The following is a 14,728-nucleotide window of genomic DNA, read 5'->3' as shown; positions in this document are numbered from 1 at the left end:
CGTCTCGCCCGATCTTCCGATGCACCGGTGGGTAACGTTAGACCATCGCTTCGGCGCGGCCCGCCCGGCTGGATTCCAGTGTCGAAAGTGGACAGATCAGGTCAGGGCGAAGACGGTGATGATCGTGGCGAAGACGAAGACGATGATCGCCATGGCGGTGATGTTGTCCCGGTGCTCGTGCCAGTACCTGGACAGGCCCGTGCCCTGGCGGTCCGGTGGCGGCGTGGTGACGATCACGTCGATCTCAGCCGTGCCGCCGTCGCTGTCGATCCGGATCTTGTCGTGCAGCCGCTGGTCCGGCACCGACGGGGTCACCACCAAGATGAGCTTGTTCCCGTGGACCGCCGCGGACAGCCAGCGCGCGCCGGAGGTCGCGGTGGCGTTGAGCCGCCCGCCGCCGAGATTGCGCAACGCGATCTCCCGTGGCGGCGACGAGGTCCGGGCGTGGGTCAGGAAGCGCACGGTGGTCTCCTCGACCGCGAGCCTGGGCGGCGGGCCAATCGGTGCGGCGGACTCCGGTGCGGGCGTGGTCCCCAGCGCGAGCACCTTGATCGTGGCCGAACCGCCGTCGCTGTGGATCTCGACCTGTGCCGCGACGTCACCCGGTCTTGGTGGGGTGACGGTGATCGTGACGGCGTCCCCGTCGACCTCGGCGCGCAGCCAGTTTCTGTTGCTGTGCACGGTGGCGTTGAGGATGCCCCCGCCGGTGTTGCGCAGCCCGACCCGCTTCGCGGCGGAACTCTGTCCCGCGACCAGCCCTCGGAACCGCACCTGGCGCTCGCTCACCACGAGCACCGGAGGAACCGGATCGGCGTCGTCCTCGATACCGAGCCGTCGTCTGGCCTCGGTGATGATGTCGAGCGCGCTGCTCAGCCGCTCGCGAGGGACCGGGGTCTGCGGATGCGCGATCTGGTTGCGCACTCGCCGCACCAGATCGAGCTGCTGGAACGACAGTCCCGTCCTGGCCGCGAGCTTGCCCACCGGGTCGCCGCCGGGTGCCGCTCTTTCCAGCTGATGCCAGCCCGACAGCACCGAATCGCGCAGTTCGGCAGCTGAACGGCTGAGATCGCTGAAGTCCGTCATCGGCTTGCTCCCCTCGTCAGGAAGGTTAGCGAGCATGCGGTGCGGCGGGCCACTCCTGGAATCGGGGCTCAGCCGGTGAACAGCCGGTCGAGGTGGTAGCGCAGCACGGAGCGCGCGTTGTCCGGGGTGCGCTGGCCGACCAGGACGCTGGTGCCGAGGCCGTGGCTGAGCGTGAGCAGGCGCGCGGCCTCGGTGGGAATGTCCACTTCGGACGATAGCTGCCCTTCGGACCTGGCCCGCCGCAACGCGTCCGCGAGCTGCCGCTCGAGATCGTCCGCCCCGGCGATGAACGGTTCGCCGGCGAGCTCCGGGTCCGTCATGGCCAGTACCGCGTACGAGGTGGCGACCAGGTGGAAGACGCGGCTCTGCTCGTCGTTGGGCAGCGCTTCGGCGAGGAACGCCTCGATGAACGCCCGCGGCGTGACCGGGGACGGCAGCTCGGCGAGGCGCTGTGCCCACCGCTGGTGGCTCTGCTGCTCGAGATGGCGCAGTGCACCCACCATGAGCTGGGCCTTGGTGTCGAAGTAGTACTGCACCAGGCGCAGCGAGATGCCGGACTCGGCGGCCACCGCCCGCATGGTCACCGCGTGCAGGCCGTCCCGGCCCGCCACCCGGACCAAAGCCTCGGCGATCTGCGCTCGACGCTCGGTGTGGTCCGCGGTTCTCGGCACGGCGCACCCCCTTTCTGGTACAGCTGTATATGGTACCGCTGTATCATAAACTAAGAGGGAGGTTGAGCGGGTCATGAGGTGGCGTGAGCCGGGAGCCGCGGGCGGGGTGGTGCTCGCACTGGCGTGCGCGGCGCAGTTCATGGTGGTGCTCGACGTTTCGGTGGTCAACGTCGCGCTGCCGACCATCGAGCGGGCGCTCCGGTTCGGCGACGCCGGCCTGCAATGGGTCGTCAACGCCTACGTGCTGACCTTCGCCGGGTTCCTCCTGCTCGGCGGGCGGCTCGCCGACCTGTTCGGCCGCAAGCGGATCTTCTTGACCGGGCTCGTCCTGTTCGCCGGTGCCAGCCTGGCCGGCGGGCTGGCGGACTCGGCGGCCCTGCTGGTCGCGGCGCGCGCCGTGCAGGGACTCGGTGCCGCCGTGCTCGCCCCGGCCACCCTGACCGTGCTCACCACCACCTTCCCCGAAGGCAGCGGGCGGACCAGGGCACTGGCCACCTGGACCGCGGTCGGAATCGCCGGCGGCACCGCGGGCAACCTGGTCGGCGGGGTGCTCACCGAGTACCTGTCGTGGCGGTGGATCCTGCTGATCAACGTCCCGATCGGCGCGCTCGCACTGCTGCTGGCCGCCCGCAACCTGGCCGGAGACCACGGGCGACGGGAGAACCGGCTCGACGTCACGGGGGCGGTGCTGGCCACCGCCGGACTCGCGGCGCTGACCTACGGCATCGCCCAGGTCCGCACGTACGGCTGGAGCGCGCCGGTCACGACCGTCGCACTGACCGCCGGAGCCGTCGCGCTGGCGCTGTTCGTCTTGGTCGAGGTGCGGTTCGCCCGAGCTCCGCTGATCCCACCGCACCTGTTCCGGCTGCGCGCGATCTCGCTGGGGAACGCGGTGATGTTGTTGGCCGGGGCGTGCCTGAACCCGATGTGGTATTTCCTGACCCTGTACCTGCAGAAGGCGCTGCACTACACCCCGCTGCAGACCGGCCTCGGCTTCCTCCCGCACACCCTGGTGGCGATCATCGTCGGCATGCGCCTCACGCCCTGGCTGATGCGGCACGTCGACGGCCGGGCGCTGATCGCGGCGGGCGCGTTGATCGCCGCCGCCGGTTTCCTGTGGCAGGGACAGATCACCGCCGACAGCGGTTACGTCGCCGGCATCCTCGGGCCGGCGATCGTGTTCTCGGTGGGCAGCGGGCTGCTGAACACCCCGATCACCACCACGGTCACCTCCGGCGTCGACGCCGCCGACGCCGGAGCCGCGTCCGGGCTGATGAACACGGCCAAGCAGTTCGGCGGCGCGCTCGGCCTTGCCGTGCTGGTCACCCTCGCCGGAAGTTCGGCGGACACCCCGCAGGCGCTCGCCGAGGACTACGGTCGCGTTTTCCAAGCCATCGCGGCGATTCTGGTGGTCGTCGCCGCGCTGGCGCCGGCACTGCGGGACCGCGACGCTAGTCGAGCAGGACGATGAAGAGCGGGACGATGAACCCGCAGACGGCGGCCACGATCCACGCGAGCAGGCGGGAGCGGGACCTGCTTAGCCTGGCGGGGTCGCCGGTGGACGCCGCCGCGGCCGCGAGACCGAGCACGATCGGCCAGGCGGGCAGCCCGTAGATCCAGATGCCGAAGACCATGAACAGGAAGACCGTGGGGATCTCCTCCATGGGCTTACCGCTGCAGCCGATGAGCCCGATCAGCAGGACCAGGATGGCCACCACGGGCCAGGCGATGGCCGCGGTCCTCGCGCCGCTGGCGGCGCAGGCACCCCGGCTCAGCGGTACCGGGCCGGACTGGTCATGGTGGCTGGGGCTGGTGGCTGACACAACGGGGAGTCTGCCCGCGCGCGGTGGCCGGGGCATCCGAGGAACTACTCAACTCAGCTGTGGCAGGTGGCCTCGTGCGCGGACAGTTCGGGATCCGGCTGCACCGGGCAGAGGAACTGCTGGTAGCGGGTGTCGTCGTCCAGGAAGCGCTTCAGCCAGGAGATGCTGTATTTGGCGATGGTCGTGTTGGGCAGGTTCGGGCTGAAATGGGTGCCGCCGGCGAGCTGGAGGAACTGCTTGTCCAGATCCGGGCGCAGGCTCTTGTAGAACGGTATCGAGTAGCTTTCGTCCGGGGCGACGACGTCGAACTGCGCCCCGATGATCATCGTCGGTGTCTGCACGCCGGAGTAGTCGGCGGTGATGCCCCAGCCGGTCAGCGGGATGGCTGCCTTCAGCGAATGATCCTTGAGCACGGCCTCCATCGTGCCGCCGCCGCCCATCGAGTGACCCATCACGCCGAGCCGGCCGCCGTCCAAGCGGTCCTTGGCGGGGCTGTCCTGCTTGAGGTACTTCAGTGCGGCGAGGAGTTGGTCCGCGCGCTGGCTCGGGAAGTCCCACAGCGCGTTCGTCGTGATGGCGATGACGACGAATCCCTGTGACGCCAGGCGGGGCCCGTACCAGTCGATGCTGAACTGCGGACCGAAGAAACCCGGCGAGATCGCGATACCGGCGAAGGTGCCCTGGCTGGTGTCGGTCGGATAGTAGATGGTGCCGCCGCCGAAACCGTTTCCGGCCGGTGCCGGCGCGGTCGCGACCTCGAACGGCCCCTTTTCGGCGACGATGCTCTGCGGTGTGGGGTCCGGCCCGCGCTGGTGCGGATTGCCGGCCGCCTGCGAAACCGGCGCGGTAAGGAACAGGCCGCCCGCCATGATCGCCGCGCCGATCCGGCTCGCTCGCCGCCGCGGTGCACGGTTCCGTCGCATTCGCTTTACTCCTCACGTCCACGTGCAGAGAAAGAGTATTCTGTTCGACGAAGGGGGAGCGTAGCGTGAATTCGGGTGCGCCGACAGATGGTTATCTCGGGTGGCAAAAAATTATGCCTGAGAGACGAATTCGCCGCGGTTTTCTGTCATCTCCGTAAAGGGGGACGCCCTCCGGCGGCGACGCCCCTTGCAAACTTCCTACGCTGTGGTAGCATTTTCATTCGTGACCGTAGGAACTACTCCAGGACGGCGCCGCGCCGAGCATCTCGGACCGGACCGGCGGCGGCCCCAGGTGCTCGACAGCGCGTTGACCATCGCCGTGGAACAAGGAGTCTCGGCGGTGTCCATGACCGCGGTCGCCGAGCGGATGGGGGTGACCAAGCCGGTCGTGTACGCGTGCTTCGCCACCCGGCACGAGATTCTGGCCGCGCTGCTCGAACGCGAGGAGCGCCGGCTGCTCGACGGCGTGCTCGCCGCACTGCCGGAAAAGCCCAGTTTCGAAAACCCCAAGCGGCTGCTGATCGAAGGCTTCCAGGCGCTGTTCCAGACGGTCGCCGCACAGCCGGACTCCTGGCGGATCCTGTTCGCCGCCGGCGCCGACCCGGCGATCTCCGAACGGTTCGGCCGGGCGCGGTCGCTGGTCGCGGACCGGGTCGCCGAGCTGATGCGGCCGGCGCTGGTGCGCTGGGGATCGCACGACATCGACCGCAAGCTGCCGGCGCTGGTCGAAATCTTCATGGGCGCCGGCGAGGGCGCGGTGCGCGCCCTGTTGCAGAGCGGGGACACCTGGACCACGGACGAGCTGGGCGAGTTCGTCGGCAAGACCGTGTTCGGCGCGCTGCGCAACGCGTAGCGACATCCCAGAGAACGGAGCAGGTGATGGTGTCGACCAGACCAGCGAGCAGGCCGGTCCGTGAACCGCGCCCCCGGGAGGACCACGGGTTCTTCGGCCCGGACTCGCCGACCTGGCGGGTGTGGACCCACCCGACGGCGGTACTCGGGTTCCAGCGCGCGATCGTCGTCGAGACGTTCGACCCGTTCCTGACCGCGGCGGTGCACGACCAGAACGGAGTGCGCCGGGACCCGGCCGGGCGCCTGCGGCGGACCTTCGACTACTTCGTCACGGTGGCCGTCGGTGATAGCCGCACGGCCATCGAGGCGTCCGAGATCCTGATGAAGGTGCACGCGCGGGCGGTCGGCACCGAACCGGTCAGCGGCCTGCCCTACGACGCGAACGACCCGGACAGTCAGCTGTGGATCCACGTCACCGGCTGGCAGTCCAATCTCCTGATGTACGAGCGCTACGGGCCGGGGCCGCTGTCCGAAGAGGACGAACAACGGTACTGGCAGGAATGCGTGATCGCGGCCGAGTTGCAGACCTGCGACCCGGCCAAGGTGCCCCGCTCCCGCGCGGACGTGCGGGACTACTACGCCACCATGCGTCCCAGGCTGTGCGCCACCGACCGTCAGCGGGCGCTGGTCGAGCACTTCCTGCGCACCCCGTTCACCCGCGAGACCGCCAAGCTCTGGGCGGGCAGCCGGATCGTGGCGCCCGCGGTGGTCGCCACGATTCCCCGCTGGATGCGCCGCCTCGGCGGCTTCGACCAGTGGCGGCTGACCGACGCGGCAATCGGCCCGATGGCCCGCGCCGCCACCCGGTTCTTTACCCCGATCGGCGACCGGCTCGAAATTCTCGACCAGTTCGCCCCGTCCACCCGCCGGATCATCGAACCGGCGCTGCGCGGCGAAAAACCGCTGAACCCGGTCACCCGTACCCCGGCCGAAGCGCGCGCGAAATATGGACGAACGGCCCGAACGGCCGTCACCGGGCTGCCGGCCACCGCCGGCTGAGCCGCTCCACGTGGTAGCAGCACACCCGAGAAAGGCACGGCCATGACCGACAAGATCAGCGACTTCAGGGTGTCCATCCGGCAACTTTTCCTGCTCGGCGTCGCGCTGGGCATCCCGTACGGCATCGTCGGGCTGGTATGGGCGCTCACCCACAACGAACACCTTGCCATGCTGGACGGGGTGGACAAGGTGTTCTCGTTCCTCGGCGAGATGATCGCCTGGCCCGTCCTCATCTTTTCCGACGTCACCCTGCGGTAACCCGGTTTCAGGCGCGCGCGGCGGTGCCGAGGAGCAGGCACACCGGGCTGGGCGTCGAGAAGGGCCCGCCCAATGGACTGAGATGGGGGCATGCGAGGCTTTTTGCGCATGCCCCCATCGATCGGGTGCGGGTGTCCCGCAAGATTCTGAGGGCTCCGCTGGTGGTGTCCACGCGGAAGGTCGTCACGGAGTTCGAGTACTGGTTGCTGGCGAACAGCAGCCGACCCGACTCGTCGATGGTGATGTGCCGCGGCCAGTTTCCGCCGCACGGCACCGTGTTCAGCGACCGCAGCCGCCTGCCGCCGGATTCGACGGCGAAGACCGCGATGCTGTTGTGGCCCCGGTTGGACACGTAGACGAAGCGCCCGTCCTGGGAGATCACGATTTCCGCCGGGTAGTTCCGCGGCCCGCCGCCGGGCGCGGCCGCCAGCACCTGCCCGGGGGCCAGCTTCCCGGCGGCGGGGTCGTAATCGCAGACGGTCACCGTGGAGTCGAGTTCGCCCGCGACGTAGACGACCGGTGCGGTGGGGTGGAAGACCAGATGCCTTGGCCCCGAACCACTCCGCAGCACGGTGTCGCCGACGGCACCGAGCCGGCCGGTGGCGAGGTCGAGCGAGTGCACGTGTACCCGGTCGGTGCCGAGGTCGGGCACCAGCAGGAAACCGCCGCGGGGATGCACGGAGAGGTGGGTCGGCATGACGCCCTCGCTTGACCGGCTGCCGATCGGGGTCAGGCCACCGCCGGTGCCCACGCTCAGCGCGGTCACCCGGCCGTCGGCCGAGTCGTTCACTGCGTAGAGGAGCTTCCCGTCCGAGGTGAGGGTGAGAAACGCGGGATCCCGCACCCCTTCGACCGTGCCGCTCGCGGTCAGCTGCCCGGTGTCCTCGTCGAGCGAGGCGAGCGCGATCGCCGTGGTGAAGTTGCCGATGTAGACGGGTGCCACTAGAAGGGAACGCTGATGCAGGACAGGCGAGGACCCGCCATCCCGGCATGTCCCGGTTCGGTGTGCGTGTGCTCGGCGTGGATCACCACCGAGCCGGCGCGCCGGTCGGTGAACTTCCAGTCCACAGTAGACGATGCGAGGGCGCTGCCTTTCTCGTCGGTGGTGAAGTCGAGCCAGATTTCGTTGCGGGGGTTGGCATAGGCGGGGTCCACCGAGGGCTGGACCGGGTCCACCACGTGCTGGTAGTGGGGCCCGGAGTCGGCGGCGTTCTGACCGCACGGCTTCTGGTGCGCGTGCGAGCCGTACTTCCGGTTCGGCACCAGCCCGCGCACGGTGAGCACGACCCTGGTCTTCTCGGCGCGCGCGATCGCGGTCACGGACGCCTTGGCGCCGACGGCCACCAGCTGCGGGTCGTAGGTGATGCCCCGCGCGCCGGGTCGGTAGAGCTCGAACTTCGCCGATACGGAGACCCGGTCCGGCGGTGGGGCGGCGGTCGCGAATCCGGCCGCGGCCAGTGCGGTGGCGGTCAGCGTGATCGCGACGAAAACTGAACGATGCATATTTCATCCCTACCGTTTCCGGATAGGGTCACCAATACTGCATTCGTACGCCGGGTCCTCGGCAAATCGTCGATATCACCGGGGCATGCGTTGAATAATATCAACCGGTCATGCGGGCGGCGAGTTTCGGCTGGCCGTCACCGGTCAGCTCGCCCACCGCGTGGCCGCGCCCGGCGACGGCCATCAGGATCGCTTCGGCCGGGCCGCGCACCTCGGGGCCGGACCCGGTGGACCAGTCGAGGTCGGTGGCGACCAGCCGGAGCCCCCTGGCGCGCCAGAACGCGCGAATCGGCGGGGCGACCAGCGCGGCCGGCAGCGTGCGCCGCAGCCGCTCCGGCGGAATGTCACGGGGCAGGCCGAGCGGGCGGCGGATGTCCTGCTGGTGGATGAGCCCGTCGACCAGTGCGATCATGCCACCGAAAGCGGCGCGCAGGCCCGTCGGCTCGAGGTGATCGTTCATCAACGCGATCAGTTCGTCCGGGGTGCGCGTGTTGTACTCGGCCACCCCGAGGTCGTTGATCCGGCCGGGACTGAACCGGCCCTTGACCAAGCGTGCGGTGACGCCCCGTTTGTCGAGCTCGTCGTAACTCACGACGTGCGCGACCAGGTCGCGCACCCGCCATCCTCGGCACAACGTCGGCTCGTCCCATTGTTGCAGAGACAAGCTCTTCAGCAGCGCCACGAAGTCCGCTCGTTCTTCGTGCGCCAGGCTCATCATGTTCACCGCACCAGGGTAAGCGGTGGGCACCCGCTCGTCAGCGTTTACCGAAAGGCTGCGCTACGGTGCTCGGCATTCGGAAAATCGATCGCCGGGGCGGGTTGCTGCATGTACGGGAACGACACGGCCGAAGAGCAGCTTCTGGATGCGGCGCGCACTGGTGACCAGGTGGCCTTCGGGCAGCTGGTCGAGCCCTACCGCGGTGAGTTGCAGGCGCATTGCTACCGGATGCTCGGGTCGGTCCACGACGCCGAGGACGCGATGCAGGAGACGCTGGTGCGGGCCTGGCGGGCATTGGACCGGTTCGACGGCCGCCGCCGGATCCGGCCCTGGCTGTACAAGATCGCCACCAACCGGTGCCTGACCCTGCTCGAACGCCGAGGCCGCCGAGAGCTGCCCGCCGAGGCAGGCCCCGGTTCCGAACCGCTGTGGCTCGAGCCGTACCCCGACGAGCGACTGGCCGGGGTGGAGCCGGATCCCGCGGCCCGCTACGAGGTCCGGGAAGGCGTGGAGCTGGCCTTCCTCGCCGCGCTCCAGTACCTGTCGGCTCAGCAGCGGGCCGTCCTGTTGCTGCGGGAGGTACTGGGATTCTCCGCGATCGAGTCCGCTGATCTGCTGGAAGGCACGGTCGCGTCGGTCAACAGCGCACTGCAACGCGCCCGCAGGACCCTCCGGGAGCGCCTGCCCGGCCGCAGTCAGCAGGTGACCCTGCGTTCGCTCGGCGACGAGAAGGTCCGCGAACTGGCCGACCGGTACTCGAGGGCGTGGGAGAGCCGCGACGTCGAGGCGATCGTGGCCATGCTGACCGACGACGCCCGGTACGCCATGCCGCCCCTGCCGGAGTGGTACCAGGGCCGGGCGGGCATCAGGGAGTTCCTCACCGGGAAACCGCTGTCCCTGCGGTGGCGGTTCCGGCCGGCGCGGGCGAACGGGCAGCTCGCGTTCGGCACGTACAGGTGGGACGAGGACAAGTGCGTCTACGTCGCGGCCGGGCTCGACCTGCTCACCTTGCGGGGCACGGAGATCGCCGAGGTCGTCTCGTTCCTGACCGCGGACTTCGGCCTGTTCGGTCTGCCCGCCGAGATCGAGGAGCGATGAGTTCGGCGGCCTCCGCGGGTTACAGGTCCTGACAGGACTCATCGGCACGCGGGAGGCGCCATGTTGCTCGAAGGTAAGAACGCGGTCATCTACGGTGGCGGCGGCTCGGTCGGCGGAGCGGTTGCTCGCGCGTTCGCCCGTGCGGGGGCGCGGGTCTTCCTCGCCGGGCGCACCCCGGAGACACTGGAAAAGGTCGCCGGCGACATCCGCGCCGAGGGCGGCTCGGCCGAGACCGCCGTGGTCGACGCGCTGGACGAGACCGCGGTCGACGAGCACGCGGACGCGGTCGCCGCGGCGGCGGGCGGTATCGACGTGTCGTTCAACGTGATCGCGGACGGGGACATTCAGGGCACACCGATGGCCGACATGCCGCTCGCGGACTACCTGCGCCCGGTGGTGACCGCCGTGAGCTCGAAGTTCCTCACCTCGCGCGCGGCCGCCCGGCACATGATTGGGCAAGGCTCGGGCGTGATCATGATGTTCGGCGGCACGGTCACCACGGGCTCGCGCGAGTACCACCTCGGCGGCCTGCAGGCCGCGTTCGACGTGGTCGAGTCGATGCGGCGCCAGCTCGCGGTGGAGCTGGCGCCGCACGGCATCCGCGTGCTCACCCTGCGGACCGCCGGGGTGCCCGAGACGATCCCGGCGGACCTCGACCAGCGCCAGGCCATCGAAGACGACCTCGTCGCCCAGACCCTCACCGGCCGCGCGGCGTCACTGGAGGACGTCGGCAACGTGGCCGTCTTCGCCGCCTCGGACTGGGCCCGCACCATGACAGGATCCGCGCTCAACATGACCTGCGGCGTAGCCCTCGACTAGCGCCCCTGCCGCCGTGGCCCAGCCCGGGAACGCCCGCCCGGGGTGCGGTATGTTGGCCGCCGGGATCCGGGGGCCTCCTCCCTGTGGTGCCGCAGGGGCCGGTAGCTCAGTTGGTTAGAGCAGGGGACTCATAATCCCTTGGCCGCGGGTTCGAGCCCCGCCCGGCCCACCGCTCTAGCTAGCCCGCTGACCTGCGAAATCCGTCTATGTAGACGATCTTTCCTCCTTTCGCTTCTTGATCAACTGGGGGCAAATTGGGGGCAGCGTCCATGGCGCTGTCCATGGTTCCGGTCAGCTCGGCCGCGAACCGTTCGATCGCCGCGCGCACCTTTGTTCCACACCGACTACCCGGAGGACAGAGACGGCAACGTGTTCACGGCCTCCGTCCTATTGGACGCGGTGCCGATCGTGCGCGCGTGGGCGACAGGTGGGTACGCTGATGGGCAGCAAAGTCCGAATCTCTCGGCACCGCGGGGCCGGGTTACCTAACCGCAAAGAACCCACAGCGCCGTCCGCCGTACTGAGTGCGGCGTCTTGTCCCGCAAACAAAACCTCACCCCCTCGCCGCGTACCGGTGATCCCGTACGGCGAGAGAGCGAGGGGACTCCATGCCCTTTTCAGTACACCCCCGTGCCGCCATGCAGATCTATCATCAGCTATCGCGAAACCGAAGAGGGAACGTTCGGTGCTGTAGTAGAGGAGAAGTACGGTGTGCTGGCCCTAGTCCTAACCGACGGCAACACGCAAATTCATGTTTGGGCAGCTGTTGATGATCCGATTTCGTTGATCCGTGGTCAAATCCGCGATTCACGAACTGGGGTCCTCCGCGAGCGCGGGTTCGTTCTGCTGACCGGTCGCTGGCGCGCGCTGCACCGCATCACCACCAGCCCTCGACGATCAGCGACATCGTCAAAAGCAGCACTTGTAGCGCTTTGTCCGGTGGGTCTGCTCGTCAGGGCAGGTGAATCGTCTGCCGGTTGACGGTAATGGTCCATTCCCATGCTTCGAGTGGGGGTGAGCCGTGTTTCTGCCACCAGAGGTAGGCGGTTTCGGCTTCGTTCCACAGTCGGCGCGGTCCGGATTGCCGTACTAGGAAGCGGGTGTCGTCGTGGGCGACGATGCTCGCCCAGGAACTGGATAGTGGATCGATCAGCCAGGCCACGCCGGGCCGTTCGCCGTTCTTCTTCCATACCGCGTAGCGGCAGGATGGCAGGGCTACGGCGATCGGCCAGCGGTGGTCATCCGCCAGGAGTGGAACCCAGGGCGCGAGTGTTGTGTAGGTGATGTCCGCGCGGGGATCGTTCCAGCGCAGCTCGGCCAGGCCCGCTTCGGGAACGCGGTGTGAACGGATTTCCATGAATCCGACTTGCAGGTCAGGCAAAGCGTGTCCACGGGCGGTGCCGTCGTCGACGAGGAACCGGACTAGCGGGCCCGAGGCGAGATCGGCGCGCATCGGCGCGAGGATCACTCCGCCGGGGTTGGTGTGCTGCACCCACCAGTACGGCAGCCGGCCAAGGCGTACCCCGGCGGTCGCGATGACGCGGTCGAAGGAGACGCCGCCGCCGAGTTCGGTGGTGCCGTCGGCGAGTTGCGCGTCGACGCGGTCGTGGCCGCTGTTGCGCAGCGCGTCCCGGGCCGCGGTCGCCGCGTCCCGGTCGACCTCGAGTGTGGTCACCGACCCGTGCGGGCCGACGAGTTCGGCGAGCAGCGCCGCGTTGTAGCCGGTGCCGGTGCCGATCTCCAGCACGTGCTGGCCCGGCCGCAGGTCGAGGGCGAGCAGCATGCCGGCCACAGCGGAGGGCTGGGACGCCGAGCACGAGGGCTGCCGCCCTACCTCGGGCCAGGTCGTGCGCCCGTCGTCGAACTGGGTCACGACCACGGTGTCGGAGTAGACCGCCTCCGCCCACCGCTGCGGCTCGGCCTGGTGATCGATCGGCCGGTAAGGACCGTCGTCGTCCTGCCGGGCCCAGATCCGCTCCGGGATGAAACAGCCGCGGTCCACTCGCTCCATCACCGGGCGCAACTGGTTCGGAAGGTCCCCGGCCGCGGCCAGGGCGGCGGCCAGCCTGGCCGGGCCCTCAAGATCGGTCCGCACTACTTGCCGTACTCGCTCGGGTCGATGTCATCGCCGGTCTTACCGGTTTTCTTGTCGTCTTCCAGCGAATGCTGGCCGTCGTCCTTGGTGCCCTTGTCGTCTTCGCCACCCATCGGTCCCACCTCCTGTATCGAAGTTCTCACCATATGCAGTCGGCCGCCGCTTCGTAACAACCTCACCCCGCCGTCGCGGGAGGTGCGGGGCGTTTTATCGTCCAGGCGGTCCGGCAGCTGGTCCACGGCGATGGTCGCGCGGCTGATCAGCCCGGCATCGCGCAGCGCGTCGACCTCCAGCCACACCAGCTCGGTGTAGCAGGCGGACGACATTTCGGGTAGGTGCACGGTCAGGTAGCGGGCCATGGTGTCCAGGATGCCGCGTGCCGAGGGGCATGGGCGCTTCTTGCGCTGGTGAAAGCGGGTGGGCCGAACCAGGTTTCCAAGGCGACCTTGAGCGAGTCGTGGTTGCTCGATGCCCAGGCCACGACGGCGTCGGGGCGGAGGAGTAGCGGATCGGTATTCGTCACCGGGACGACCTCGATCTGGCTGGTCGCGTACCGCGCGAGCTCCCGTGTTTGCGGCGTGAGCAGGAGCAGTCCGCGGCCGGACCGCGTGTGGTCGGACAGCCGTGACGGTTTGCCCTCGTCGTCCCGGAGTTCGAGGTCAGGGCAGTGCTGGCCGACCGGGTCTTGTGCGGGGTAGGGGAACTCGTAGCGGAGGTTCACGGCGGACAACAGCTCGGTGAAGTATCGGTTCGCCGCCGGAATGTCCAGCAGCTCCTCGATGATCTCCCTCAGCGCGTCGACGTGGGGACCGGGAGCCAGCAGTGCGGACTGGGCTCGGGTGTTGCGCAGCACCGCTTCGCCCGCGGGATGCCGTTCGCGGGTGTAGGTGTCGAGCAGAGCTTCGGGCGCGTCGCCACACACGAAAGCGGCCAGCTTCCAGCCGAGGTTCACCGCGTCCAGCAGCCCGAGGTTCAGTCCCTGCCCGCCGCTGGGCGAGTGCACGTGTGCCGCATCGCCTGCGAGCAGTACCAGTACCCGTCCGCGGCGGTAGGTGTCGACCTGGCGGGCCTGGTCGCCGGCCCGGCGGTCGTCGTGAAGCTCCTCGATGCCGACGTCGGCGCCGGTGACTCGTCGAATCGCGTCGGCCAGCTCGCCGGCGGTCACCGGGCTGCGCGGTTCCTCGGCCAGCGCGAGCTCGGAGACGCCGGCCATGCTGCCGCCGCACATGAACGTGCCGGTGGCGTATCGCCCCGCGGCGGGGACGTCACCGGCGAATCGCACCCGCCCTGCGATCGTCCGCAGCAGCGGCGGAGTCCCCGGAAAGTGGAATCCGGCGAGTTTGCGGACCGTGCTGCGGCCGCCGTCGCAGCCCACCACATAGGGCGCGCGCAGCCTTCGCTCGCCCTGCGGTGCCTTCGCTACGACCGCCACACCGTCCACATCGGATTCGAGCTCGACGACCTCGTGTCCGCGCAGAATCGGCACCCCGAGCAGCTCGGCGTGCGCGGTGAGCACGCGTTCCAATTCCGGTTGCCAGATCAGCGTGCTCCGCCGCTGCTGGTCCGGGATGAGCTTGTGGATGTTGGCGAAGTGACCGAGCGTGCTGCCGTGGTCGCGGGCGAAGTCGCGCGCGCCACCGTGGTGCGCCTCGTCCAGTTGTGGGCCGAGCCCGCGCCGCCGCAGCGCTTCAGTGGCCAGCGGGCCGATGCCGCGCGCCTTCGTTTGCGCGGCGGGTTCGCCCAGCCGTTCCACCACGACCGGGTGGGCTCCGCCGAGGCGGAGCTCAGCGGCGAGGAGCAGCCCCACCGGCCCGGCCCCGACGACGATCACATCAGCGTCCACTGCGCCTCCTTAACTAGTTAAGTGCTACCCTGCATTTAACTAG

General features: G+C 69.1%; 16 protein-coding genes and 1 tRNA gene. 7 read left to right on the top strand and 10 right to left on the bottom strand.

All coding sequences use genetic code 11. The features are described 5' to 3' along the window. Positions 1–96: 96 nt before the first annotated feature. Both AMYNI_RS0100890 and AMYNI_RS0100885 read right to left on the bottom strand, forming a co-directional pair. Entirely contained in the window at positions 97–1,083 is a 987-nt protein-coding gene (locus AMYNI_RS0100890) for a hypothetical protein (RefSeq protein WP_020666070.1), read from the bottom strand. Between the two features lie 68 nt (positions 1,084–1,151). Continuing rightward, positions 1,152–1,754 (bottom strand): TetR/AcrR family transcriptional regulator, encoded by a 603-nt coding sequence (locus AMYNI_RS0100885; protein WP_020666069.1) that lies wholly within the window; start codon positions 1,752–1,754, stop codon positions 1,152–1,154. A gap of 73 nt (positions 1,755–1,827) precedes the next feature. Between AMYNI_RS0100885 and AMYNI_RS0100880 the strand changes: the two genes are divergently transcribed. Further along, positions 1,828–3,225 (top strand): MFS transporter, encoded by a 1,398-nt coding sequence (locus AMYNI_RS0100880; protein ID WP_051116255.1) that lies wholly within the window; start codon positions 1,828–1,830, stop codon positions 3,223–3,225. Here the strand turns inward: AMYNI_RS0100880 and AMYNI_RS0100875 are convergent. After that, on the bottom strand, positions 3,206–3,577 hold the full coding sequence (locus AMYNI_RS0100875) for a hypothetical protein (RefSeq protein WP_020666067.1): 372 nt from the start codon (positions 3,575–3,577) through the stop codon (positions 3,206–3,208). The two genes, AMYNI_RS0100880 and AMYNI_RS0100875, sit on opposite strands and share 20 nt — an antisense overlap. A gap of 53 nt (positions 3,578–3,630) precedes the next feature. Then, a complete protein-coding gene (locus AMYNI_RS0100870) occupies positions 3,631–4,500 on the bottom strand; it encodes an alpha/beta hydrolase family protein (protein ID WP_020666066.1) in 870 nt (289 codons plus the stop codon). Positions 4,501–4,723: 223 nt separating this feature from the next. Between AMYNI_RS0100870 and AMYNI_RS0100865 the strand changes: the two genes are divergently transcribed. The 3 genes from AMYNI_RS0100865 to AMYNI_RS0100855 are packed head-to-tail and all read left to right on the top strand — an operon-like array spanning position 4,724 to position 6,609. Next, positions 4,724–5,353 (top strand): TetR/AcrR family transcriptional regulator, encoded by a 630-nt coding sequence (locus tag AMYNI_RS0100865; RefSeq protein ID WP_211225448.1) that lies wholly within the window; start codon positions 4,724–4,726, stop codon positions 5,351–5,353. 26 nt (positions 5,354–5,379) lie between these two features. Next, positions 5,380–6,351, top strand: coding sequence for an oxygenase MpaB family protein (locus tag AMYNI_RS0100860; RefSeq protein ID WP_020666064.1), 972 nt, complete (start codon positions 5,380–5,382; stop codon positions 6,349–6,351). 42 nt (positions 6,352–6,393) lie between these two features. Then, positions 6,394–6,609 (top strand): hypothetical protein, encoded by a 216-nt coding sequence (locus AMYNI_RS0100855; RefSeq protein WP_020666063.1) that lies wholly within the window; start codon positions 6,394–6,396, stop codon positions 6,607–6,609. Positions 6,610–6,616: 7 nt separating this feature from the next. On the opposite strand, the gene AMYNI_RS43195 is transcribed toward AMYNI_RS0100855, so the two are convergent. From AMYNI_RS43195 to AMYNI_RS0100840, 3 genes are all read right to left on the bottom strand, one after another. After that, entirely contained in the window at positions 6,617–7,552 is a 936-nt protein-coding gene (locus tag AMYNI_RS43195; protein ID WP_020666062.1) for a lactonase family protein, read from the bottom strand. Next, positions 7,552–8,112, bottom strand: a complete 561-nt coding sequence (locus AMYNI_RS0100845) for a superoxide dismutase family protein (RefSeq protein ID WP_020666061.1) — start codon at positions 8,110–8,112, stop codon at positions 7,552–7,554. The genes AMYNI_RS43195 and AMYNI_RS0100845 overlap by 1 nt, the downstream gene beginning before the upstream one ends. 100 nt (positions 8,113–8,212) lie before the next feature. Beyond that, positions 8,213–8,830, bottom strand: coding sequence for a maleylpyruvate isomerase family mycothiol-dependent enzyme (locus tag AMYNI_RS0100840; protein WP_051116430.1), 618 nt, complete (start codon positions 8,828–8,830; stop codon positions 8,213–8,215). Between the two features lie 108 nt (positions 8,831–8,938). On the opposite strand from AMYNI_RS0100840, the gene AMYNI_RS0100835 reads away from it, so the two are divergent. From AMYNI_RS0100835 to AMYNI_RS0100825, 3 genes are all read left to right on the top strand, one after another. Continuing rightward, the gene (locus AMYNI_RS0100835) at positions 8,939–9,928 is read left to right on the top strand and encodes a sigma-70 family RNA polymerase sigma factor (protein ID WP_020666059.1); all 990 of its coding nucleotides are present in this window, start codon (positions 8,939–8,941) and stop codon (positions 9,926–9,928) included. Between the two features lie 60 nt (positions 9,929–9,988). Next, a complete protein-coding gene (locus AMYNI_RS0100830) occupies positions 9,989–10,747 on the top strand; it encodes an SDR family NAD(P)-dependent oxidoreductase (RefSeq protein ID WP_020666058.1) in 759 nt (252 codons plus the stop codon). Positions 10,748–10,842: 95 nt separating this feature from the next. Then, a tRNA-Ile gene (locus AMYNI_RS0100825) sits at positions 10,843–10,916 on the top strand. A 783-nt stretch (positions 10,917–11,699) separates the two neighbouring features. Here AMYNI_RS0100825 and AMYNI_RS0100820 read toward each other — a convergent pair. Genes AMYNI_RS0100820 through AMYNI_RS0100810 form a run of 3 tightly spaced genes read right to left on the bottom strand, consistent with a single transcriptional unit; the run spans position 11,700 to position 14,685 of the window. Beyond that, positions 11,700–12,842: a methyltransferase domain-containing protein gene (locus AMYNI_RS0100820; protein WP_020666057.1), complete on the bottom strand. Its 1,143-nt coding sequence runs from the start codon at positions 12,840–12,842 to the stop codon at positions 11,700–11,702. After that, entirely contained in the window at positions 12,842–13,201 is a 360-nt protein-coding gene (locus AMYNI_RS0100815) for a hypothetical protein (RefSeq protein ID WP_020666056.1), read from the bottom strand. The genes AMYNI_RS0100820 and AMYNI_RS0100815 overlap by 1 nt, the downstream gene beginning before the upstream one ends. Further along, positions 13,186–14,685, bottom strand: a complete 1,500-nt coding sequence (locus AMYNI_RS0100810) for an FAD-dependent monooxygenase (protein WP_020666055.1) — start codon at positions 14,683–14,685, stop codon at positions 13,186–13,188. Before AMYNI_RS0100810 ends, AMYNI_RS0100815 begins: the two co-directional genes overlap by 16 nt. Positions 14,686–14,728 lie beyond the last annotated feature (43 nt).

The organism is Amycolatopsis nigrescens CSC17Ta-90, assembly GCF_000384315.1.
In the GTDB taxonomy this organism is placed as follows: Bacteria; Actinomycetota; Actinomycetes; order Mycobacteriales; family Pseudonocardiaceae; genus Amycolatopsis; species Amycolatopsis nigrescens.
The sequence above is the reverse complement of the archived record's forward strand: the minus strand, read 5'-3'. Positions and strand labels throughout refer to the sequence as shown.